General features: G+C 59.8%; 19 protein-coding genes. 14 read left to right on the top strand and 5 right to left on the bottom strand.

Features of this window, described 5'->3' with window-relative positions; translation table 11 throughout:
• Window positions 1-25 precede the first annotated feature (25 nt).
• The 8 genes from QMK54_RS24645 to QMK54_RS24610 all read left to right on the top strand — a co-directional run bounded on the left by QMK54_RS24645 (window position 26) and on the right by QMK54_RS24610 (window position 10,132).
• Window positions 26-1,453: an ATP-binding protein gene (locus tag QMK54_RS24645; RefSeq protein WP_223589425.1), complete on the top strand. Its 1,428-nt coding sequence runs from the start codon at window positions 26-28 to the stop codon at window positions 1,451-1,453.
• A 227-nt stretch (window positions 1,454-1,680) separates the two neighbouring features.
• Window positions 1,681-2,940, top strand: a complete 1,260-nt coding sequence (locus QMK54_RS24640) for an AGE family epimerase/isomerase (RefSeq protein WP_320401490.1) — start codon at window positions 1,681-1,683, stop codon at window positions 2,938-2,940.
• 117 nt (window positions 2,941-3,057) lie between these two features.
• Window positions 3,058-4,356: an ABC transporter substrate-binding protein gene (locus tag QMK54_RS24635; RefSeq protein WP_110661154.1), complete on the top strand. Its 1,299-nt coding sequence runs from the start codon at window positions 3,058-3,060 to the stop codon at window positions 4,354-4,356.
• A gap of 166 nt (window positions 4,357-4,522) precedes the next feature.
• A complete protein-coding gene (locus tag QMK54_RS24630; protein WP_110661155.1) occupies window positions 4,523-5,431 on the top strand; it encodes a carbohydrate ABC transporter permease in 909 nt (302 codons plus the stop codon).
• Window positions 5,424-6,269 (top strand): carbohydrate ABC transporter permease, encoded by an 846-nt coding sequence (locus QMK54_RS24625; RefSeq protein ID WP_320401489.1) that lies wholly within the window; start codon window positions 5,424-5,426, stop codon window positions 6,267-6,269. Before QMK54_RS24630 ends, QMK54_RS24625 begins: the two co-directional genes overlap by 8 nt.
• Before the next feature lie 4 nt (window positions 6,270-6,273).
• Entirely contained in the window at window positions 6,274-7,434 is a 1,161-nt protein-coding gene (locus tag QMK54_RS24620; RefSeq protein ID WP_110661157.1) for an ABC transporter ATP-binding protein, read from the top strand.
• 204 nt (window positions 7,435-7,638) lie between these two features.
• Window positions 7,639-8,985, top strand: a complete 1,347-nt coding sequence (locus QMK54_RS24615; protein WP_223589303.1) for a carbohydrate porin — start codon at window positions 7,639-7,641, stop codon at window positions 8,983-8,985.
• Between the two features lie 292 nt (window positions 8,986-9,277).
• On the top strand, window positions 9,278-10,132 hold the full coding sequence (locus tag QMK54_RS24610) for a D-hexose-6-phosphate mutarotase (RefSeq protein ID WP_110661932.1): 855 nt from the start codon (window positions 9,278-9,280) through the stop codon (window positions 10,130-10,132).
• A 144-nt stretch (window positions 10,133-10,276) separates the two neighbouring features.
• Here the strand turns inward: QMK54_RS24610 and QMK54_RS24605 are convergent, their stop codons facing one another.
• Window positions 10,277-11,137: a MurR/RpiR family transcriptional regulator gene (locus QMK54_RS24605; RefSeq protein WP_172681795.1), complete on the bottom strand. Its 861-nt coding sequence runs from the start codon at window positions 11,135-11,137 to the stop codon at window positions 10,277-10,279.
• Window positions 11,138-11,365: 228 nt separating this feature from the next.
• On the opposite strand from QMK54_RS24605, the gene zwf reads away from it, so the two are divergent.
• From zwf to QMK54_RS24590, 3 genes are read left to right on the top strand one after another with little or no spacing between them, the layout of a single operon-like run.
• The gene (zwf, locus tag QMK54_RS24600) at window positions 11,366-12,835 is read left to right on the top strand and encodes a glucose-6-phosphate dehydrogenase (RefSeq protein ID WP_320401488.1); all 1,470 of its coding nucleotides are present in this window, start codon (window positions 11,366-11,368) and stop codon (window positions 12,833-12,835) included.
• Window positions 12,822-13,535, top strand: coding sequence for a 6-phosphogluconolactonase (gene pgl / locus QMK54_RS24595; protein WP_320401487.1), 714 nt, complete (start codon window positions 12,822-12,824; stop codon window positions 13,533-13,535). Before zwf ends, pgl begins: the two co-directional genes overlap by 14 nt.
• A gap of 17 nt (window positions 13,536-13,552) precedes the next feature.
• Window positions 13,553-14,218, top strand: coding sequence for a bifunctional 4-hydroxy-2-oxoglutarate aldolase/2-dehydro-3-deoxy-phosphogluconate aldolase (locus QMK54_RS24590; RefSeq protein WP_008032978.1), 666 nt, complete (start codon window positions 13,553-13,555; stop codon window positions 14,216-14,218).
• A 207-nt stretch (window positions 14,219-14,425) separates the two neighbouring features.
• Here QMK54_RS24590 and QMK54_RS24585 read toward each other — a convergent pair whose 3' ends face one another.
• Together QMK54_RS24585 and QMK54_RS24580 are read right to left on the bottom strand one after the other, a co-directional pair.
• Entirely contained in the window at window positions 14,426-15,607 is a 1,182-nt protein-coding gene (locus QMK54_RS24585) for an aminotransferase class V-fold PLP-dependent enzyme (RefSeq protein WP_320401486.1), read from the bottom strand.
• A gap of 19 nt (window positions 15,608-15,626) precedes the next feature.
• A complete protein-coding gene (locus QMK54_RS24580) occupies window positions 15,627-15,863 on the bottom strand; it encodes a DUF3820 family protein (RefSeq protein ID WP_003227425.1) in 237 nt (78 codons plus the stop codon).
• Window positions 15,864-16,066: 203 nt separating this feature from the next.
• Here QMK54_RS24580 and QMK54_RS24575 point away from each other — a divergent pair, with 203 nt between their 5' ends.
• Window positions 16,067-16,534, top strand: a complete 468-nt coding sequence (locus QMK54_RS24575) for a ferritin-like domain-containing protein (RefSeq protein ID WP_223589308.1) — start codon at window positions 16,067-16,069, stop codon at window positions 16,532-16,534.
• 128 nt (window positions 16,535-16,662) lie between these two features.
• Here QMK54_RS24575 and QMK54_RS24570 read toward each other — a convergent pair whose 3' ends face one another.
• The gene (locus QMK54_RS24570) at window positions 16,663-17,133 is read right to left on the bottom strand and encodes a MaoC family dehydratase (RefSeq protein ID WP_095967928.1); all 471 of its coding nucleotides are present in this window, start codon (window positions 17,131-17,133) and stop codon (window positions 16,663-16,665) included.
• Window positions 17,134-17,175: 42 nt separating this feature from the next.
• Complete coding sequence (locus QMK54_RS24565) at window positions 17,176-18,120, bottom strand: alpha/beta hydrolase (RefSeq protein WP_110662509.1); 945 nt, start codon at window positions 18,118-18,120, stop codon at window positions 17,176-17,178.
• A gap of 245 nt (window positions 18,121-18,365) precedes the next feature.
• On the opposite strand from QMK54_RS24565, the gene fadD2 reads away from it, so the two are divergent.
• The gene (gene fadD2 / locus QMK54_RS24560; protein ID WP_320401485.1) at window positions 18,366-20,054 is read left to right on the top strand and encodes a long-chain-fatty-acid--CoA ligase FadD2; all 1,689 of its coding nucleotides are present in this window, start codon (window positions 18,366-18,368) and stop codon (window positions 20,052-20,054) included.
• Between the two features lie 394 nt (window positions 20,055-20,448).
• A complete protein-coding gene (gene fadD1 / locus QMK54_RS24555; protein ID WP_110662809.1) occupies window positions 20,449-22,149 on the top strand; it encodes a long-chain-fatty-acid--CoA ligase FadD1 in 1,701 nt (566 codons plus the stop codon).
• Window positions 22,150-22,172: the final 23 nt, after the last annotated feature.

The raw sequence follows: 22,172 nt of genomic DNA, 5'->3' as shown, positions 1-22,172 counted from the left end.
GCGCAAACTCGCCGCCAAGGTGCCGATGCCGCGTTCGCTGCTCGGGCGGATGTTGCTGTTGACCCTGCTGGCGGTGTTGTTCGCTCAGACACTGTCGAGTGTGATCTGGGTGTCGCAGCTGCGCGCCACGCAGCTCGAAGGCCTGGTCACCAGTGCCCGCAGCCTGGCCCATTCGATGACGGCCAGTGTCAGTTATTTCCGTTCGTTGCCGGTGGCGTTTCGGCCCCTGGTGCTCGATCAGTTGCGCAGCATGGGTGGCACCCGGTTTGTTGTAACGCTCAATGACAAACCCCTGGGCATGGAAGTACTGCCCATTACCCCGCGCAAAGAGGCAGTGCTCAAAGCGGTGGATGAAGTGCTGCGCCAGTCCCTCGGCCAGGACACGGACATCTCGGTGACCTTCGTCAGCCCGCAAGACCTGCGCATCTTCAATGGCGGCCTGAAACTCGATGAGTTGCCACGCTCCTGGGCGCACTACGCGCTGACGCTGGAACCGGTGAATCCGCCGGTGCTGGTCACGCAGATCCAGATGGCGCCGGGTGAATGGCTGTACATCGCCTCGCTGTTGCCCGAGCCCTACACCAGTCTTGAAGAACAAGGCCTGCCGGCGCAGCAGGTGTGGTTCATCGTCCTGACCAGCAGCTTTTTGCTGTTGTTCATCGGCCTGCTGGTGCACTGGCAGAGTCGTCCGCTCAAGCGCCTGGCGCGGGCGGCGCGGGATCTGTCGTTGGGGGCTGATGTGGAACCGGTGGCCGAAGGCGGCGGCAGCGAAGTGGTCGAGGTCGGGCGCGCCTTCAACACCATGCGCGAGCGCATCAGTCGTTACCTGACCGAGCGCAGCCAGTTGTTCAGCGCCATTTCCCATGACCTGCGCACGCCGATCACCCGCTTGCGTTTGCGGGTCGAGTTACTCGAAGACGAAAAGCTGCAAGCCAAGTTCGGCCGCGATCTGGATGAGCTGGAACTGTTGGTCAAGGGCGCGCTGCAATGCGTGAAAGACACAGACATTCACGAGAACATCGAGCCGGTGGATCTCAATCACGTGCTCGACTGTCTGGTCGAACCGTACCTGGCCCCCAACGGCAATGGTCGCGTGACCCAGCAGGGGCGGGCGCTGGCGGCGTATCCGGGCAAACCGCTGGCGCTCAAGCGCTGCATCGGCAACCTGATCGACAATGCGTTGAAGTACGGACAGAACGCGCACCTGCACATCGATGACGATGAAAGTGCATTCATCCTGCATGTGGATGATGAAGGGCCGGGCGTACCGGAGCAGCGGCTGGAGCAGGTGTTCGAACCGCACTTCCGCCTGGCCGGGCAGCAGCAGGGGTATGGGTTGGGGTTGGGGATTGCCCGCAACATTGCCCATAGTCATGGCGGTGAAGTCAGTCTGCAGAATCTGCGTGAGGGTGGGTTGCGGGTGACCCTTCAGCTACCCCGCAGCGTTGACTAGTCAGACCGCGTTATCGTTCTTCGCGAGCAAGCCCGCTCCCACATTGGATTTGTGTACGACGCAGACCCCTGTGGGAGCGGGCTTGCTCGCGAAGGCGTCAGATCATTCAACACATACCTCAAGATGAATGTCACGGCCTGGTGACATAACCCACCCCTTTCGTTACAAGCCCGCCATCGTCCGTTGTTTATGCTGCCCCACAGTCATAACAACAAAAAAGGCACCCCATGGACACCTTCCAACCCGTCTTCAGCAGTTGGCTGAACGCACCTGCCCATCAGCAATGGCTGGCCGCCGAAGGCGTGCGCCTGCTGGCGTTTGCCAAGGCTTCGAAGCTCCCTGAAGGCTTCGGCAACCTCGATGAAAAGGGCCGCCTTGCGGCTGATGCGCAAGCCCAGACCATGAACACCGCACGCATGACCCACAGCTTCGCCATGGCTCACATCCAGGGCTTGCCGGGGTTTGCCGGGCTGGTCGATCACGGGGTTGCCGCCCTGCGCGGGCCGTTGCGTGATGCGCTGCATGGCGGCTGGTTCGCGACCGCCGAACACCGCGACGGCAATACTGGCAAGAACGCCTACCTGCATGCTTTCGTCGCGCTGGCCGCCAGTTCCGCAGTAGTCGCACAGCGTCCCGGTGCACAAGCCTTGCTCGATGATGCCATCGACATCATCGACACCTACTTCTGGAGCGAAGAAGAGGGCGCCCTGCGCGAATCCTTCAACCGCGACTGGAGTGAAGAGGAAGCCTATCGCGGGGCCAACAGCAACATGCACGGCACCGAAGCCTTCCTCGCCCTGGCCGACGTCACCGATGACAACCGCTGGCTGAGTCGCGCCCAACGGATTGTCGAACGAGTGATCCATGGCCACGCCGCTGCCAACGATTACCTGGTGATCGAGCATTTCGACCGCGCCTGGCAACCGCTGCGGGACTACAACCGCGACAATCCGGCCGACGGCTTCCGCCCCTACGGCACCACCCCGGGTCATGGTTTCGAGTGGGCGCGGCTGTTGCTGCACCTCGAAGCTTCGCGGGTGAGAGCGGGGATGCTTACGCCGGGCTGGCTGGTCACCGACGCGCAAAAACTCTTTGAGCACAATTGCCGTCACGGCTGGAACATCGATGGCGCGCCGGGGATTGTCTACACCCTGGACTGGGACAACAAAGCGGTGGTCCGCCATCGCCTGCACTGGACCCATTGCGAGGCCAGTGCCGCCGCCAGTGCCTTGCTCAAGCGAACCGGTGAAGAGCAATACGAACACTGGTACCGACTGTTCTGGGAATTCTGCGACAGTCATTTCATCGACCGCTGTGATGGCAGCTGGTATCACGAACTCGACCCGCAAAACCGCCCGAGTGCCGATATCTGGCCCGGCAAACCTGACCTTTACCACGCCTGGCAAGCCGTGCTGATTCCGCGCCTGGCGCTGGCGCCGAGCATGGCCACGGCGCTGGCGCAGTTGTCCCAGAGCGGTTCTATGTAACCATGCGGTGACATTCGCGCATCCCTTCGTTACCTGCGAGGGGATGACCCCTGTTTAGAATCCTATGCAGCGCAAGCAACAGACTTGCATGCATAACAACAAGAAAGGTGCTCCTAGATGAATGCGATTTCTCGCCTCGCTACTGTCATTTCTCTCGCTTCCCTGTCTGCACTCCCTCTCAGTGTCCTGGCCGCCGAATCCAAAGGTTCCGTTGAAGTCGTTCACTGGTGGACTTCCGGTGGTGAAAAGGCAGCGGTCGATGTCCTGAAGGCCCAAGTCGAAAAAGACGGCTTCACCTGGAAGGACGGCGCAGTCGCCGGTGGCGGCGGTTCCACGGCCATGACCGTACTCAAAAGCCGCGCCGTAGCCGGCAACCCGCCAGGCGTTGCCCAGATCAAGGGCCCGGACATCCAGGAGTGGGGCAGCACCGGCCTGCTCAGCACCGACGCGCTTAAAGAAGTCTCCAAGGCGGAAAACTGGGATGGCCTGCTGTCGAAGAAGGTCTCCGACACCGTCAAGTACGAAGGCGATTATGTGGCCGTGCCGGTGAACATCCACCGCGTCAACTGGCTGTGGATCAACCCGGAAGTGTTCAAGAAAGCCGGGATCGAAAAAGCCCCGACCACCCTCGAAGAATTCTACGCCGCCGGCGACAAACTCAAGGCCGCAGGCTTCATCGCGCTCGCCCATGGTGGCCAGCCTTGGCAGGACAGCACCGTGTTCGAAGACGTGGTGCTCTCGGTCATGGGCGCTGACGGCTACAAGAAAGCCCTGGTCGACCTGGACCAGAAAACCCTCTCCGGCCCGGAGATGACCAAGTCGTTCACCGAGCTGAAAAAGATCACCACCTACATGGACCCAAACCGCGCCGGTCGTGACTGGAACATCGCGGCCGCTGACGTCATCAACGGCAAGGCCGGCATGCAGATGATGGGCGACTGGGCGAAGAGCGAGTGGACCGCCGCGAAGAAAGTCGCCGGCAAGGACTACCAGTGCGTGCCGTTCCCGGGCACCGAAAAGGCCTTCACCTACAACATCGACTCCCTGGCGGTGTTCAAGCTCAAGGCTGATCGCAAAGGTGACATCGCTGCCCAGCAAGACCTGGCCAAAGTGGCGTTGGGTACCGACTTCCAGAAAGTCTTCAGCATGAACAAGGGTTCGATCCCGGTGCGTAACGACATGCTCAACGAAATGGACAAGCTCGGCTTCGACGAGTGCGCGCAGAAGGCGGCGAAGGACTTCATCGCGGACGACAAGACCGGCGGCCTGCAACCGAGCATGGCGCACAACATGGCCACTTCCCTGGCCGTGCAGGGTGCGATCTTCGACGTGGTCACCAACTTCATGAACGACAAGGACGCAGACCCGGCCAAGGCCAGCGCCCAACTGGCATCGGCTGTCAAAGCTGCCCAGTAATCTCAAGGTCGCCGCGGGCCCGGCCTGCGGCAATTATCGATGATCTGCCATTTGTAGGAGCCGGCTTGCTGGCGATAGCGGTGTACCTGACACACCGTGTCGCCCGTTTCGCCAGCAAGCCGGCTCCTACAGATTTGATCTTCATTTCTAACACTGGATTATCCCGATGAGCTCTGTGGCGGTTTTCAGCAAAGCCTCACCGTTCGATGCGCTGCAACGCTGGCTACCCAAGTTGGTACTCGCGCCGAGCATGCTGATCGTGTTGGTTGGCTTCTACGGTTACATCATCTGGACGTTCATTCTGTCCTTCACCAATTCCAGCTTCATGCCGAGCTACAAGTGGGTCGGCCTGCAGCAATACATGCGCCTGATGGACAACGACCGCTGGTGGGTCGCGAGCAAGAACCTGGCAGTGTTCGGTGGCATGTTCATCGGCATCAGCCTGGTGCTGGGGGTGTTCCTCGCCGTGCTGCTGGACCAGCGCATTCGCAAGGAAGGCTTCATCCGCACCATCTACCTGTACCCGATGGCGCTGTCGATGATCGTCACCGGTACCGCGTGGAAATGGCTGCTCAACCCAGGGCTCGGCCTGGACAAGATGCTGCGTGACTGGGGCTGGGAAGGCTTCCGCCTCGACTGGCTGGTGGATCAGGATCGCGTCGTCTACTGCCTGGTGATCGCTGCCGTGTGGCAAGCCTCCGGGTTTGTCATGGCGATGTTCCTCGCCGGCCTGCGCGGTGTCGATCAATCGATCATCCGTGCCGCGCAAGTCGACGGTGCGAGCCTGCCGACCATCTACCTGAAGATCGTTTTGCCGAGCCTGCGCCCGGTGTTCTTCAGCGCCTTCATGATCCTCGCGCACATCGCGATCAAGAGCTTCGACCTGGTCGCGGCGATGACCGCGGGCGGTCCGGGCTACTCGTCCGACCTGCCGGCCATGTTCATGTATTCCTTCACCTTCAGCCGAGGCCAGATGGGCATCGGTTCGGCCAGCGCCATGCTGATGCTCGGCGCCGTGCTGACCATCCTCGTGCCGTACCTGTACTCCGAGCTGCGAGGCAAACGCCATGACTAATCAACTCGGAAAACCTGGGATCAGTTTCAGCCGCATCGCGATCTACGCCACCCTGCTGCTGGCAGCGGCGGTGTACCTGATCCCGTTGATCGTGATGCTGCTGACCAGCTTCAAATCCCCGGAAGACATCCGCACCGGCAACCTGTTGAGCTGGCCGACCGTGATCGACGGCATCGGCTGGATCAAGGCCTGGGACAGTGTTGGCAGCTACTTCTGGAACTCGGTGAAAATCACCGTGCCGGCGGTACTGATTTCCACGTTCATCGGTGCCATGAACGGCTATGTGCTGTCGATGTGGCGCTTCCGGGGTTCGCAGCTGTTCTTCGGTCTGCTGCTGTTCGGCTGCTTCCTGCCGTTCCAGACCGTGCTGCTGCCAGCCTCGTTCACTCTCGGCAAGATCGGTTTGGCCAACACCACCACGGGCTTGGTGCTGGTACACGTGGTCTACGGCCTGGCGTTCACCACGCTGTTCTTCCGCAACTACTACGTGAGCATTCCGGATGCGCTGGTCAAGGCCGCAAGGCTCGATGGCGCGGGCTTCTTCACGATCTTCCTGAAGATCCTGCTGCCGATGTCGATCCCGATCGTGATGGTCTGCCTGATCTGGCAGTTCACCCAGATCTGGAATGACTTCCTGTTCGGCGTGGTGTTCGCCAGTGGCGACGCCCAGCCAATTACCGTGGCCCTGAACAACCTGGTCAACACCAGCACCGGGGCCAAGGAATACAACGTTGATATGGCCGCCGCGATGATCGCCGGGCTGCCGACACTGCTGGTCTACATATTCGCTGGCAAGTATTTCCTGCGTGGGCTGACGTCCGGCGCGGTCAAGGGGTAGAAACATGGCAACTCTCGAATTACGCAACGTCAACAAGACCTACGGCCCCGGCCTGCCGGATACCCTGAAAAACATCGAACTGAAAATCGATGACGGTGAGTTCCTGATCCTGGTCGGCCCGTCGGGCTGTGGTAAATCCACGCTGATGAACTGCATTGCCGGCCTGGAAACCATCAGCGGCGGCGCGATCCTGGTGGACGACGCCGACATCAGCGGCATGAGCCCCAAGGATCGCGACATCGCCATGGTGTTCCAGTCCTACGCGCTGTATCCGACCATGAGCGTGCGCGACAACATTGCCTTCGGCCTGAAGATCCGCAAAATGCCGACCGCGGAAATCGACGAAGAAGTCGCTCGGGTTTCCAAACTGTTGCAGATCGAACACCTGCTCAGCCGCAAGCCCGGCCAACTCTCCGGTGGCCAGCAGCAGCGTGTGGCGATGGGCCGTGCACTGGCGCGGCGGCCGAAGATTTATCTGTTCGACGAACCGCTGTCCAACCTCGACGCCAAGCTGCGGGTCGAGATGCGCACCGAAATGAAACTGATGCACCAGCGCCTGAAAACCACCACGGTCTACGTGACCCACGACCAGATCGAAGCCATGACCCTGGGCGACAAGGTGGCGGTGATGAAGGACGGAATCATCCAGCAGTTCGGTACGCCGAAGGACATCTACAACAACCCGGCCAACCTGTTCGTGGCGAGCTTCATCGGTTCGCCACCGATGAACTTCATCCCGCTGCGCCTGCAGCGCAAGGACGGTCGTCTGCTGGCGTTGCTCGACAGCGGCCAGGCCCGTTGCGAATTGCCGCTGGGCATGCAGGACGCCGGTCTTGAAGACCGCGAAGTGATCCTCGGCATGCGCCCTGAGCAGATCATCCTGGCCAACGGCGAAGCGAACGGTTTGCCGGCCATTCGTGCCGAAGTCCAGGTCACCGAACCGACCGGTCCCGACACTCTGGTCTTCGTCAACCTCAACGACACCAAGGTCTGCTGCCGCCTGGCACCGGACGTGGCGCCGGCAGTGGGCGAGACCCTGACCCTGCAATTCGACCCGGCGAAAGTGCTGCTGTTCGATGCCAAGACCGGGGAGCGGTTGGGGGTGGCCGGCGTGCCGAAAGCCGAGGCGCATGCTGCCAACGTCGCACAGTTCAAAGGCCGCTGAAGAACAAAACTGTAGGAGCGAGCCTGCTCGCGATGGACGTCAACGATGACACTGGAAACCTGAAACCCCACGGTGTTCTCGGGTTTCTCGCGAGCAGGCTCGCTCCTACAGGGGGGACATGTGGCGGATGGATTGTTATCCGTCGCAACTGATGTAACCGCGTTAAAGAAGAAAAGTTAATAACAATAAAACGAGGAAGTAGGGATGAAGATGAAGAACAAGGCCCGGTTGATCTGCCAAGTTTCAGCAGCGGCAGCACTGGTTCTGGCCGGCAATGCGATGGCCGATGAAGCGTTCAGCTCCGACTCCAAATGGATGACGGGCGATTGGGGTGGCGAGCGTACCAAGCTGATCGAGCAAGGCATCGACATCAAGATGGATTACGTCGGTGAAGTCGGCGGCAACCTCAATGGCGGGTTCAACGATGACAAGACCGCGCGCTACGCCGACCAGTTTGGCCTGGGCGCGGCGCTGGACCTGGAGAAACTGTTCGGCTGGGATAACACCCAGGCCAAGATCCAGCTCACCAACCGTAACGGTGAGAACATCTCCAACGACCGTGTCGGCGACCCGCGTGCCGGCACCCTGAGTTCCTCTCAGGAAGTCTACGGTCGTGGCCACATGGTGCGCCTGACCCAGTTGTGGATTCAGCATCAGTTCTTCGACAACAAACTGGACGTCAAGGCCGGTTACTTCGGTGAAGGCGAAGACTTCAACACCTTCCCGTGCGAATTCCAGAACCTGGCGTTCTGCGGCTCCCAGGTGGGTAACTGGGCCACCAACATCTGGTACAACTGGCCGGTGATGCAGGCGGCGATCCGCGTGAAGTACAACATCAATGACGAGCTCTACGCCCAGATCGGCGCGTACAACCAGAACACGTCGCAACTGGAACACGGCAACGGCTTCAAGCTCAGCGGCAGTGGTACCAATGGCACCGTGTTGCCGGTCGAGTTGGTGTGGTCGCCGAAGGTCAACAGCCTGCCGGGCGAATACCGTGTCGGTTACTACAAGAGCACAGCCCCTGCCGACGACGTTCTCGAGGACGACAACGGCCAGAACGCTGCAACCAGCGGCAACCCTTACCGCGTCCACGATAGCAAGCACGGCTACTGGTTCGTCGCGCAGCAGCAACTCACCAGCCACAACGGTGACGCTTCCCGTGGTCTGAACATCGCGGCCAACGCCACGTTCCACGACAAGGACACCAACTTCATCGACAACTACCAGTCGTTGATGTTCGTGTACAAGGGCCCGTTCGACGCACGTCCGAAGGATGACGTGGGCATCGGTTTCGCCCGTATCCATGTCAACGATGACGTGAAGAAAAACGCCGAGTTGGTCAACGCTTCCAACGGTGTTTCGGATTACGACAATCCGTTGTTCTCGCCTATTCGTGAAACCGAATACAACTACGAGATCAACTACGGCTTCCACGTGACCAACTGGCTGACCGTACGTCCCAACCTGCAATACATCACGCACCCGGGTGGTGTGGATCAAGTCGATAACGCGCTGGTGGCCGGCCTGAAAATTCAGTCGGTGTTCTAACGCGTCTGCGATAAGCTTCTCTCCATGTGCGCATATTTGCGGACAGCCATGGCTGTCCGCTTTTTTTTGCGAGGGCTAACAAGACATGTTGTGTCGAGCGCAACTGTGGCGAGGGGGCTTGCCCCCGTTCGGCTGCGAAGCAGTCGTAAAACCTGCTACCCGATTCCTTCAGGCGATCGGCAGCGACAGTATTGGGAGCGCTTCGCACTCCAACGGGGGCAAGCCCCCTCGCCACAGTGGTTCACTGTGCACAACCGTATGAGTTCACCCATGTTTTTCAGGACCGTGGCACATGCTTGAGCATCCGCTACAACGCTTCTTCAAATCCTTGCGCGAGCGCTCCGTGTTTGCGTGGGAGCGCTATCAGATGCGCGATGTGCTGGTGATCGATCATCCGCTATGTCAGGCGGTGTTCAGTCGCCAGGGCGCGCAGTTGCTGCACTTCCAGCCAAGGGGTCAGAAACCCTGGCTGTGGTGCGCGGCGAAGTGGCCGCAGGTCGGCGCCATTCGCGGTGGCGTGCCGGTGTGTTGGCCATGGTATGGCCGGCATCCGAGCGAAAATGCCTGGCCGTCCCATGGCTGGGCGCGATTGCTCGACTGGAAGCTGCTCGACAGTAGCAATGACGACGATGGCGTGCGTTTGCACTGGCAATTGAAGTTGTGCGACTGGCAGGTGGACCTGCACGCGCACCTGGGTGAGCGCATGGAGCTGCGCCTGAGTACCGAGCATCAGGACGACATGCCATGCCAGTTGAGCCAGGCTTTGCATGCTTACTGGCGTATTGGCGATGTCAGTGAGATAGCGCTGTCTGGACTCGAGGGAGCGCAGGGTTACGACCAGTTGAGCCGACAGGTTTGTCAGCAGGAAGGCGAATTGCGTGTGGACGGCGGTTGTCAGCGGGTGTTCCAGCATGACGGCGAACTGCAGCTCAACGACCACGTCTGGCAGCGCGCGCTGTGCATTGATACCGGGGATACGGCCGATACGGTGGTGTGGCATCCCGGTTCACGTCCGTTGCTCGGTGTGACCTGGAACGAGATATCCGAATTCGTTTGCGTGGAGGCCGCAAGTGGCGGCACCGACAGCCTGTGCCTTGCACCTGGGGAGCGGGCGCATTTGAGTTTGCAGGCGCGTGTGGGGGTCTAGTTCTGGATCTTGCGGTGTTTGGGCTGACCCCTTCGCGAGCAAGCCCGCTCCCACATGTGACCGCGTTCGTTCTGACGGAACCGGGTCACCTGTAGGAGTTGGCTTGCCAGCGATGAGGCCGGACCGGTCAGCTGAGATTTCGGATCAGTTGAACTCATCCCCAACCGGATACCGGCTGGCATTCAAACTCTCCTTGATCTTGCGCAGATGCGGTTGGAAATCCACCCCGCGACGCAAGGTCATGCCAGTGGCGAGCACGTCCAGCACGGTCAGCTGGATGATCCGCGACGTCATCGGCATGTAGATGTCGGTGTCTTCCGGCAGCGGAATGTTCAGGCTCAGGGTGCTGGCCTTGGCCAGTGGCGAGTTCTCGGCGGTCAGGCCAAGTACCGAGGCGCCGTTTTCCCGGGCAATGCGCGCCACTTCCACCAGTTCACGGGTGCGGCCGGTGTAGGAAATGATCACGAACAACTCGCCGGTGTGGGCTACCGAGGCAATCATGCGCTGCATCAGCACATCCGCGTGGGCCGTGACGGCGAGGTTGAAACGGAAGAACTTGTGCTGCGCATCCAGTGCCACCGGGGCCGAGGCGCCGAGGCCGAAGAAGTGGATCTGTCGGGCCTGGATCAACAGGTCGACGGCGCGGCTGATCAGGTTCGGGTCCAGGGCCTGCAGGGCACTGTCCAATGATGCGATGGCGCTGCCGAAAATCTTCTTGGTATAGGCTTCCGGATTGTCGTCGGCTTCCACCGCGCGGCTGACATACGCGGCTCCACTGGCCAGGCTCTGGGCCAGTTGCAGTTTGAGCTCGGGGTAGCCGCTGACGCCGAACGAACGGCAGAAACGGTTGACCGTCGGCTCGCTGACCGAGGCGGCCTGGGCGAGGGCGGCGATGCTGAAGCGGGTGGCCTGCTGCGGGTTGAGCAGGATCACCTCGGCGACTTTGCGTTCGGCCTTGTTCAGCTCTTCAAGGCGATTCTGGATTTGCTCCAGTAAATTTCGCACGCGGTCCATATAAGTATCCTTGATTCACCGGCACCGATAAGCGCGCGGCTAATGCAAAAAGGGCCTTTGGTGAGGCCCGTAACGGTGGCCTATCCTACTGATGGCTCCGACCGACCACCACTCGGAATCTGTATTTTGCGAAAATGTTGTGGTTATTACTACATTTTCCCTTGAGTGATGCCTTGAAAAAAGGTATTTGTAGCTTAACTTGATAAAAGAACAAACATCATGCTCTCGATTACGGTTGAACCGTGCACCTTTGCCTTGTTCGGCGCCCTGGGCGATCTGGCCTTGCGCAAGCTGTTTCCTGCCCTTTACCAACTCGACGGCGCGGGCCTGTTGCACGAGGACACGCGCATCATCGCGCTGGCCCGTGAGGCTGGCAGCGAGCAGGAACACCTGACGTTCATCGCCTCCGAGCTGCGCCGCTATGTCGGTGCCAAAGAGCTGGACGAAGCCGTGGTCGAGCGTTTTCTGGCACGCCTGAGCTACCTGCACGTCGACTTCCTCAAATCCGAAGATTATGTGGCCCTGGCCGAATCCGCTGGCAGTGCGCAGCGGGTCATTGCCTACTTCGCCACGCCGGCTGCCGTCTACGGTGCGATCTGTGAAAACCTGGCCAAGGTCGGCCTGGCGGAAAATACCCGTGTAGTGCTGGAAAAACCCATCGGTTCGGACCTGGAATCCTCGCGCAAGGTCAATGACGCCGTGGCGCAGTTCTTCCCGGAGAACCGCACCTACCGCATCGACCACTACCTGGGCAAAGAGACGGTCCAGAACCTGATCGCCCTGCGTTTCGCCAACAGCCTGTTCGAAACCCAGTGGAACCAGAATTACATTTCCCACGTGGAAATCACCGTGGCCGAGAAGGTCGGTATCGAAGGCCGCTGGGGTTACTTCGACAAGGCCGGCCAGTTGCGCGACATGATCCAGAATCACCTGCTGCAACTGCTCTGCCTGATCGCCATGGACCCGCCGGCCGACCTGTCCGCCGACAGCATCCGTGACGAGAAGGTCAAGGTGCTCAAGGCCCTGGCGCCGATCAGCCCGGAAGGCCTGACCACCCAAGTGGTGCGCGGCCAGTACATCGCCGGCTACAGCGAAGGCAAAGCGGTGCCGGGCTACCTGGAAGAACCCAATTCCAATACCCAGAGCGACACTGAAACCTTCGTCGCCCTGCGTGCCGACATCCGCAACTGGCGCTGGGCCGGCGTGCCGTTTTACCTGCGTACCGGCAAGCGCATGCCGCAGAAGCTGTCGCAGATCGTCATCCACTTCAAGGAACCGTCGCACTACATCTTCGCTCCCGAGCAGCGCCTGCAAATCAGCAACAAACTGATTATCCGCCTGCAACCGGACGAAGGCATTTCCTTGCGCGTGATGACCAAGGATCAAGGCCTGGACAAAGGCATGCAGCTGCGCAGCGGTCCGTTGCAGCTGAATTTTTCCGACACCTGGAGCAGCGCACGGATTCCCGATGCCTACGAGCGGTTGTTGCTGGAAGTGATGCGCGGCAATCAGAACCTGTTTGTCCGTAAAGATGAAATCGAAGCCGCGTGGAAGTGGTGTGACCAGTTGATCGCCGGGTGGAAAAAATCCGGTGATGCGCCCAAGCCGTACGCGGCCGGGTCCTGGGGGCCGATGAGCTCCATTGCTCTGATCACGCGGGACGGGAGGTCGTGGTATGGCGATATCTAAACTGAATCTACCGCAGGGCGTCAGCGCCCATGCGTTCAAGAGCCCGGTGCTGCTGGCTGAAAGCCTGGCACTGAATGTGGCCAAACAATTGAGCAATGCGATCGACGCCCAGGGCACTGCGACCCTGGTGGTGTCCGGTGGCCGCAGCCCGGTGGCGTTTTTCCAGCACCTGGCCAAGCAGGCGCTGGACTGGTCGAACGTGGTGGTCAGCCTGGCCGACGAGCGCTGGGTGCCGGTGGAGCACGCTGACAGCAACGCCGGCCTGATCAAGCGTTACCTGCTGCAAGGCCCGGCGGCCAAGGCGCAGTTCCTCAGCCTCTACAGCGCTAGCGCCAATCTTGAACAGGCGGCCGAGCAGGCCGACCGGTTGCTGTCCGAACTGCCGGTGATCGATGTACTGATCCTCGGTATGGGCGATGACGGCCACACCGCGTCGCTGTTCCCCAACAGCCCGAACCTTGCCGAGGCATTGCAGGCCGATGGCACCCGTCGCTGCTGGCCGATGCTGGCGCCGACCGTGCCGCATCAGCGCTTGACCATGAGCCGCGCACTGCTGGCCTCGGCCAAGCACAAAGTTCTATCGATTTCCGGTCAGTCCAAGCTGACCACCCTGAGTACCGCACTGGCCGGTGACGATGTCGCCGAAATGCCGGTGCGCGCATTTCTGCAACCCACGTTAGAGATTTACTGGTGCCCATGAGCCAAGGAACAGCCGCTATGACAACCCCATCCCCGACCGTTTCCATGGCGGACAAAGTTGCCCTGATCGACAGCCTCTGCGCGAAAGCGCGGATTCTGCCGGTGATCACCATTGCCCGCGAGCAGGATGTCCTGCCGCTGGCCGATGCCCTCGCTGCCGGTGGCCTGACCGCACTGGAAGTGACCCTGCGTTCGCAGTTCGGCCTCAAGGCCATCCAGATTCTGCGCGAGCAGCGTCCGGAGTTGGTGACAGGTGCCGGTACCGTGCTTGATCGCCAGATGCTGGCGGCGGCGGAAGCGGCGGGTTCGCAGTTCATCGTCACGCCGGGCATCACCCGCGACTTGCTGGAAGCCAGCGTTGCCAGCCCGATTCCACTGTTGCCGGGCATCAGCAATGCCTCGGGCATCATGGAAGGCTATGGTCTGGGCTATCGCCGCTTCAAGCTGTTCCCGGCGGAAGTCAGCGGTGGTGTTGCAGCCATCAAGGCTTTGGGCGGCCCGTTCGGCGAAGTGAAATTCTGCCCGACCGGCGGCGTGGGCCCGGCCAATATCAAGAGCTACATGGCGTTGAAAAACGTCATGTGCGTGGGCGGTAGCTGGATGCTTGATCCGGAGTGGATCAAGAACGGCGACTGGGCCCGCATTCAGGAATGCACCGCCGAGGCCTTGGCGCTGCTGGACTGATCGCTTCACCCGACACTTCGTTGTGTGTTCTACGGCTTTACGGTGCGCTTGGTCGGTGCACCGTTTTTTTTGCCCGTAGAAAACTGCGCCAATCCCTGTAGGAGCGAGCCTGCTCGCGAAAAAACCGAGAGCGCCACTGGGCATCAGGATTCACGCGTTATCGTTCACGACCATCGCGAGCAAGCTCGCTCCCACAATGGTGAGTGTTCAGCGCAGTTCTTTCAGCGCGGTGATCAACTGCTGCATATGGTCGGCAGTGCTGGTCAATCCCGGTGTCACGCGGATGCACGGCCCGCAAGCCGCGCCACTGCGCACCACGGTGAACAGGTTGTAGTCGTTGAGCAGCCGTTCGACCATCACCTGTTGATCGGCCTGTTGGGTAAAGCGCATCGAAGTGATGCCGCAATACAGTCGTGGATCATCCGGGGTCAACACCTCGATGCCCGGAAGTTCGCGAACTTCGCGCACCCACAGGTTGCGCAGGTAATTGAGGCGCGCGCCCTTGGCCCCGGCTCCTCCCATCGCCCAATGTTCTTCGAGCACCAGCGGCAGGGTCAGCAGCGCCGGGATGTTGGGAGTGCTGTACGAAGTGCGGGCACGGATGTCAGTCGGCGGATAATGCATCTCGCCCATGTCCGGGTCGATGTCGGCCAGGCGCTCGGGAGCGATATAGATAAAGCCGAGCGTCAACGGCGCGCCGATCCACTTGTGCAGGTTGAAACCGGCGAAGTAGATGCCCAGGTCGGTGAGGTCGAATTCGATCTGGCCGAGGGCATGGGCACCATCGAGGATGACGTCGATGCCATGTTCCTTCGCCGCGGCAGCAATCGCCTGCACCGGCATCACCAGGCCCGTGCGATGGGTGACGTGGGTCAGGGCCATCAACTTCAGCCGTGGATACTTCGCGAAGGCTTCCCGATAGGTATTGAGCAAGCCGTCGAAGGTTGCCGGGTGCGTGTGTTCGATCTCGATCACTTCGACACCACGATTGCGTGCCAGCCAACGCATGGCGCCCTTGACCGTGTCGTATTCCAGATCGCAGAACAGTACTTGATCGCCGGGCTGCAGCCGGTTGTAGTTGCGGATCAGCGACTGCAAGCCTTCCGACGCGTTACGGGTCAGGGCGATGCTGTCGGCGGGTACACCAATCAGCCTGGCCAGTTGCGCGCGGATCTTCAGGCTGTCGTCCTGTTCGAAACGCTGACGCACGTACACCGAGTTACTGCGATTGATGAGTTCGATGTTGCGCTGGTATTCCTCGACCACCGTGCGCGACATGCGCCCGAAGTAACCGTTTTCCAGATTGAGCGGGCCGGGTTCGACATCGTAGCGGTCGGCAAAGGTTTGCCAGAAAGCTTCATCACGGGCGCGGCGGGTGTTGTCGGGCATGGGCTACTCGGTAGGTGATTCAGTGGCGCGGGGCCGGTTTGCCGTGTTTGGCGCGCAGCGGTTCAAGCAAGTCCGACAAACCGTTGTGATCGATTTCCTGCATCAGTGCCAACAGGCCACCCAACTCGCCATGGGGGAAGCCCTCCCGGGCGAACCAGTTCAGGTAGGGGCCGGGCAGGTCGGCAATGATTCGACCCTTGTACTTGCCGAAGGGCATTTCGCGGGTGATCAGCAGTTCGAGCTTTTCAGGATTCATCGATCGGTCGTCTTGATTCAGTCAGTCTGGAAAATACAGGCATTCTGCATGCAGGCCAAATGACAGATCATGCAAATAAAACGGATACAGATTTTCGGATAATAGATAACTGTTTGAAAAATAAAGAATAACGTAACAGTTCCAGGCTGGCATGCAGGGTGCACTACTCATTGCATCTTTCATCACCCGCGAGGAATTGAAAAATGACCGACATGAACAAAGAAGCGATTTCTGTACTCAATGACCTGATTGAAACCAGCAAGGACGGTCAGGCCGGGTTCAAGACTTGCGCTGAAGACATCAAGCACCCTGAACTCAAAACCCTGTTTATCAATCGTGCGACTGATTGCGGCACTGCCGCTGCGGAATTGCAGTCTGCCGTGCGTTCGATGGGTGGCGATCCGGAAACTTCCACCAGTGTCAGCGGCGACCTGCACCGTCGTTGGGTCGACGTGAAGTCGATGTTCACCAGCAAGGACGAAGAGGCTGTACTCAATGAAGCCGAGCGCGGTGAAGACCATGCATTGAAGGCTTATCGGGATGCCATGGAGAAAATCAACAAGCACAACCTGGTGGGCATTCGTGACCTGGTTGAGCGTCAGTACCACGGCGTACAGCGTAACCACGACCAGGTCAAAGCCCTGCGTAACCAGGCGCGTGCCCGTTCGTAAGCCAGCCTGAAACAACTGTGGGAGCGGGCTTGCTCGCGAAGGCGATCCGCCTGTCACCATTATCAGTGACTGACACGCCCCCTTCGCGAGCAAGCCCGCTCCCACATTGTTTGTTTTTGACCCGTCAATCAGCCGATGCTGATCGCCGGCAGTTCAGTCAACGTCACGCTCTGTTGCTTGCGTGGCGCGAGGATTTCCGCCTCGCCGTCCACCACCAGTTCATCGCGCTGGTTGAACACGCGCGTGGCAATGCGCACGCGAAACTTCGGCAATTTTTCGAGGATTTCCAGGCGCACTGTCAGGGTGTCGCCAATTTTCACCGGTTTCTGAAAGCTCATTGTCTGGCCGATGTAGATAGTCCCCGGCCCAGGCAATTCGCAAGCGACCGCCGCGCTGATCAGTGCACCGCTGAACATGCCGTGGGCGATGCGTTCCTTGAACATGGTGCTGGCGGCGTATTCGGCATCCAGGTGCACTGGGTTGTGGTCGCCGGACATTGCAGCGAACAACTGGATGTCGCGCTCTTCGACGGTCTTGCTGAAACTGGCGGTCTGGCCGACTTCGAGGGCTTCGTAAGGGGTGTTGGTAACCTGGGTCATCTGTCTCAATTCCTGTGACGAATTAAAAAATTCACAAAAAAACTATTCGGATCGGTGTGGCCGAGGAGTGCTCAAGGCCTGTGCGATCCAGTTCAGCACATCGGCGATGATTTCATCGCGGTTGCTCTCGTTGAACAGTTCGTGCCGTGCCTGCGGGTAAACGGTCAGTTGCAGGTGCTGGCTGCCGGCCGCCCGCAGCGCGTCGGCCAGATCCTTGAGACGTTTGCCCTCACTCACCGGATCACATTCACCGCCAATCACCAGCAGCGGCAGGCCCGGATCGATCTGGGCGAGATTGGACGCTTTGCTGATTTGCTGCAAGCCACCGAGCAAGTCGATCCACAGTTGATTGGTGCAGCGGAAACCGCAAAGCGGGTCGTTGACGTACAGATCGACCTGCGCCGGATCACGGCTGAGCCAGTCGAACGGCGTGCGTGCCGGTTTGAATTTGTTGTTGAACGAGCCGAAGGACAGCCATTCGATCAAGGCGCTGCGTCCTTTGCCGCCCTGGCGCAGGCGTTCGAGACGGGCGATCTGCCGTGCCGCGCGATAAAGCGCTACGGGTTGGAAATTCGAGCCGCTGAGGATTGCCCCGTGCAGGCTGGCACTGTGGTGCAGCAGATAAGCCTGGGCAATGTAACTGCCCATGCTGTGGCCGAGCAGCACGATCGGTATGCCAGGGTGCTGCTGGCCGATGTGCTGGTTGAGGCTGGCCAGGTCGCTCACGACCTTGCACCAGCCATCGTCATCGGCGAAATGTCCGAGCGTCCCGTTTTCGGCAGTTTTGCCATGTCCACGCAGGTCCGGTGCACACACGCCATAGCCCTGATCACAGAGTTTTTCCGCCAGCGGGCCATAGCGAGCGCTGTGCTCGGCCATGCCGTGGGCCAGCAGAATAATTGCCTTGAGGCTGCCGTCGGGAAGCCACTGGTTGACGAAGAGGCGACTGTGGTCGCTCGTGGTCAGCCAGAAAGTGTCATGGATCATGGCGGTTCCTTTGCATGGGGCTGCCTGGTTGGAAACAGCTCGTTGCAGTTTATAGCGCATCCTTGAACGGGCGTCTGATCAGGCTACGCCACGGCAGAAAGATTCATACGATCAATGACGGCGGTTGGCATATTTGCCTGCTACGTCATAACTGCTAGTGTCCGTGAAGCTCCGCTTTTTGCATTTTTCTTGAGAAATGACAGAACAGTGGCCCCGGATAGATTCAGGTAAAGAGGACAAGAACAATGCAACCTGATTTCTGGAATGACAAACGCCCGGCCGGCGTCCCCCTGGATATCGATCTGGGGGCCTTCAAATCGGTGATCGAGGTGTTCGAGCGTTCCTGCAAGAAGTTTGCTGACCGCCCCGCGTTCAGCAACATGGGCGTCACCCTGACCTACGCCGAACTGGAACGCCAGAGCGCTGCTTTCGCAGGCTACCTGCAAGCCCACACCGACCTGGTACCGGGTGACCGCATCGCAGTGCAGATGCCCAACGTCCTGCATTACCCGATTGCCGTGTTCGGTGCCTTGCGCGCCGGGCTGATCGTGGTCAACACCAACCCCTTGTACACCGCACGGGAAATGCGCCATCAGTTCAAGGATTCCGGTGCCCGGGCGCTGGTGTACCTGAACATGTTCGGCCAGAAAGTCCAGGAAGTGCTCCCCGACACCGATATCCAGTACCTGATCGAAGCGAAGATGGGCGACCTGATGCCCACCGCCAAGGGTTGGCTGGTCAACACTGTGGTGAGCAAGGTCAAGAAGATGGTCCCGGACTATTCCTTGCCCCAGGCTGTTTCCTTCAAGAGCGCGCTACGCATGGGCCGGGGGCTGGGTATCAAGCCGCTGAACGTCGGCCTCGACGACATCGCCGTGCTGCAATACACCGGCGGCACCACCGGCCTGGCCAAGGGCGCGATGCTGACCCATGGCAACCTGGTGGCGAACATGCAACAGGCACGGGCCTGCCTCAGCCAGTCGTCCCGCGACGGTCAACCGTTGTTGCGCGAAGGCCAGGAGGTCATGATCGCGCCGCTGCCGCTGTACCATATCTATGCCTTCACGGCGAACTGCATGTGCATGATGGTGACCGGCAACCACAACGTGCTGATCACCAACCCACGGGACATCGGCGGTTTCATCAAGGAGCTGAAGAACTGGCGGTTCTCGGCGTTGCTGGGGCTCAACACGCTGTTCGTCGCGCTGATGGATCACCCGGACTTCAAGACCCTGGACTTCTCCAGCCTCAAGCTCACCAACTCCGGCGGCACTGCGCTGGTCAAGGCCACCGCCGAGCGTTGGGAGCAACTGACCGGTTGCCGCATCACCGAAGGTTACGGCCTGACCGAAACTTCGCCGGTGGCCTGTACCAACCCGTATGGCGACAAGTCGCGGATCGGTACGGTCGGCATGCCGGTGCCGGGCACCACCCTGAAAGTCATCAGCGATGATGGCGTCGAACAACCTTTGGGTGAGCGTGGCGAGCTGTGCATCAAAGGCCCGCAGATCATGAAGGGCTACTGGCAGAAACCCGATGCCACGGCCGAGGTGCTGGATGCCGAGGGTTGGTTCAAGTCCGGTGACATTGCAGTGATCGACCCGGACGGTTTCGTGCGCATCGTCGATCGCAAGAAGGACATGATCATTGTCTCGGGTTTCAACGTGTACCCGAACGAGATCGAAGACGTGGTGATGGCTCACCCGAACGTCGCCAACTGTGCGGTCATCGGTGTGCCAGATGAACGGTCGGGAGAGGCGGTGAAGTTGTTCGTGGTGGCCCGAGAGGCGGGCGTCAGCCTTGAAGAGCTGAAGGCTTACTGCAAGGAGAACTTCACGGCGTACAAAGTACCCAAGCACATCGTGCTGCGTGAGTCGTTGCCAATGACGCCGGTGGGCAAGATTTTGCGGCGGGAGTTGCGTGATATCGCCTGATTGGTGAATGGCCGCGCTTTGCGCGGATCCCTGTAGGAGCGAGCTCGCTCGCGATGGACGTCAACGATAACGCGCCCTGTTTGAATGATCGCGTTGTCCGGACGTTTTTCGCGAGCAAGCTCGCTCCTACAGTTTTAGCGCTAAAGCCCCGGTTTTCGTGGGCTCCAGGCATAAATAGATTTTTTGCTCTAAAATGACTGCTTTAGGTTCTTGAGTCACAAATGTGACCGTAGAGGCCGTTTTTGGCTCTAGTCGACCCTTGGCAAAGCTGCTACTCTCGGCGCGCTTTGTGCTTCTTGGCCTGTGTAAAAGCCCAGATTCACCAATGACCAAACACCAATAATAATCGCATCAAATGCGGTGCTGAATTCGCGTTGCTGAGGAGTGGGCTTCCATGATCGAAGACTTTTGGAAGGATAAGTACCCAGCTGGGATTGCTGCAGAAATCAATCCAGACGAGTATCCGAATATTCAGGCAGTGTTGAAGCAATCCTGCCAACGCTTCGCCAACAAGCCGGCATTCAGCAACCTGGGCAAGACACTCACCTACGGTGAACTGTATGAATTGTCCGGTGCGTTTGCCGCTTATCTACAACAGCATACCGATTTGCAGCCCGGCGATCGAATCGCCGTGCAACTGCCCAACGTGTTGCAGTACCCGGTTGCCGTCTTCGGCGCCATCCGCGCCGGGCTGATCGTGGTCAACACCAACCCGCTGTACACCGCGCGGGAAATGGAGCACCAATTCAACGACTCCGGTGCCAAGGCCCTGGTCTGCCTGGCCAACATGGCGCACCTGGCGGAAACCGTGGTGCCGAAAACCGGCGTCAAGCACGTGATCGTCACCGAAGTCGCTGACCTGCTGCCGCCGCTCAAGCGCTTGCTGATCAATAGCGTCATCAAGTACGTGAAGAAAATGGTGCCGGCCTATCACTTGCCAAAAGCCGTCAAGTTCAATGACGTGCTGAGCAAAGGCCTGGGCCAGCCAGTGGCGGAAGCCAACCCTGCCAGCAGCGATGTTGCGGTGCTGCAATATACCGGCGGCACCACCGGCGTGGCCAAGGGTGCGATGCTGACCCACCGCAACCTGGTGGCGAACATGCTGCAGTGCAAGGCGCTGATGGGTTCGAACCTCAATGAAGGTTGCGAGATCCTGATCACGCCGCTGCCGCTGTACCACATCTATGCATTCACCTTTCATTGCATGGCGATGATGCTGGCGGGCAACCACAACATCCTGATCAGCAACCCGCGCGACCTGCCGGCGATGGTCAAGGAACTGTCGAAGTGGAAGTTCAGCGGCTTTGTCGGCCTTAATACCCTGTTTGTGGCCCTGTGCAACAACGAAGGCTTCCGCAAGCTGGACTTCTCGGCGCTGAAAGTCACCTTGTCGGGCGGCATGGCCCTGCAACTGGCTGCGGCCGAACGCTGGAAAGCGGTGACCGGTTGCGCCATCTGCGAAGGCTACGGCATGACCGAAACCAGCCCGGTGGCGACGGTGAACCCGATCCAGCACATCCAGGTCGGCACCATCGGCATTCCGGTGCCGTCGACCCTGTGCAAAGTCATCAACGATGCCGGTGTCGAGCAGCCGTTGGGTGAAATCGGCGAGCTGTGCGTGAAGGGCCCGCAAGTCATGAAGGGTTACTGGCAGCGTCAGGAAGCCACCGATGAAATCCTCGACAGCGAAGGCTGGTTGAAGACCGGTGACATCGCGCTGATCCAGCCCGATGGCTTCATGCGCATTGTCGATCGCAAGAAAGACATGATCCTGGTTTCCGGATTCAACGTGTACCCGAACGAACTCGAAGACGTGCTGGCCACCCTGCCTGGCGTGCTGCAATGCGCGGCCATCGGCATACCAGACGAGAAGTCGGGCGAGGCGATCAAGATTTTCATCGTTGCCAAGCCGGGTGTGACCCTGACCAAGGAACAGGTGATGGAGCACATGCGCGCCAACGTCACCGGCTACAAGGTTCCGCGCTCCGTGGAGTTCCGCGACGCTTTGCCGACCACTAACGTTGGCAAGATCCTGCGTCGTGAACTGCGCGATGAAGAGCTGAAGAAGATCAACGCGAAGAAAGCCACCGCGTAATCAACAAAAAGCCCCGCAGATGC

This window comes from Pseudomonas sp. P5_109 (genome assembly GCF_034009455.1).
Taxonomy (GTDB): Bacteria; Pseudomonadota; Gammaproteobacteria; order Pseudomonadales; family Pseudomonadaceae; genus Aquipseudomonas.
Note: the sequence above shows the minus strand (reverse complement) of the source record. Positions and strands in the feature narration are given on the sequence as shown.

Coding starts and splice junctions, on each gene's coding strand:
- QMK54_RS24585 (WP_320401486.1), bottom strand. CDS start 15,607: ATGCCCGACAACACCCGCCGCGCCCGTGATGAAGCTTTCTGGCAAACC.
- zwf (WP_320401488.1), top strand. CDS start 11,366: ATGCTCTCGATTACGGTTGAACCGTGCACCTTTGCCTTGTTCGGCGCC.
- pgl (WP_320401487.1), top strand. CDS start 12,822: ATGGCGATATCTAAACTGAATCTACCGCAGGGCGTCAGCGCCCATGCG.
- QMK54_RS24625 (WP_320401489.1), top strand. CDS start 5,424: ATGACTAATCAACTCGGAAAACCTGGGATCAGTTTCAGCCGCATCGCG.
- QMK54_RS24615 (WP_223589303.1), top strand. CDS start 7,639: ATGAAGATGAAGAACAAGGCCCGGTTGATCTGCCAAGTTTCAGCAGCG.
- QMK54_RS24565 (WP_110662509.1), bottom strand. CDS start 18,120: ATGATCCATGACACTTTCTGGCTGACCACGAGCGACCACAGTCGCCTC.
- QMK54_RS24630 (WP_110661155.1), top strand. CDS start 4,523: ATGAGCTCTGTGGCGGTTTTCAGCAAAGCCTCACCGTTCGATGCGCTG.
- fadD1 (WP_110662809.1), top strand. CDS start 20,449: ATGATCGAAGACTTTTGGAAGGATAAGTACCCAGCTGGGATTGCTGCA.
- QMK54_RS24575 (WP_223589308.1), top strand. CDS start 16,067: ATGACCGACATGAACAAAGAAGCGATTTCTGTACTCAATGACCTGATT.
- fadD2 (WP_320401485.1), top strand. CDS start 18,366: ATGCAACCTGATTTCTGGAATGACAAACGCCCGGCCGGCGTCCCCCTG.
- QMK54_RS24580 (WP_003227425.1), bottom strand. CDS start 15,863: ATGAATCCTGAAAAGCTCGAACTGCTGATCACCCGCGAAATGCCCTTC.
- QMK54_RS24610 (WP_110661932.1), top strand. CDS start 9,278: ATGCTTGAGCATCCGCTACAACGCTTCTTCAAATCCTTGCGCGAGCGC.
- QMK54_RS24570 (WP_095967928.1), bottom strand. CDS start 17,133: ATGACCCAGGTTACCAACACCCCTTACGAAGCCCTCGAAGTCGGCCAG.
- QMK54_RS24590 (WP_008032978.1), top strand. CDS start 13,553: ATGACAACCCCATCCCCGACCGTTTCCATGGCGGACAAAGTTGCCCTG.
- QMK54_RS24635 (WP_110661154.1), top strand. CDS start 3,058: ATGAATGCGATTTCTCGCCTCGCTACTGTCATTTCTCTCGCTTCCCTG.
- QMK54_RS24640 (WP_320401490.1), top strand. CDS start 1,681: ATGGACACCTTCCAACCCGTCTTCAGCAGTTGGCTGAACGCACCTGCC.
- QMK54_RS24620 (WP_110661157.1), top strand. CDS start 6,274: ATGGCAACTCTCGAATTACGCAACGTCAACAAGACCTACGGCCCCGGC.
- QMK54_RS24645 (WP_223589425.1), top strand. CDS start 26: ATGCCGCGTTCGCTGCTCGGGCGGATGTTGCTGTTGACCCTGCTGGCG.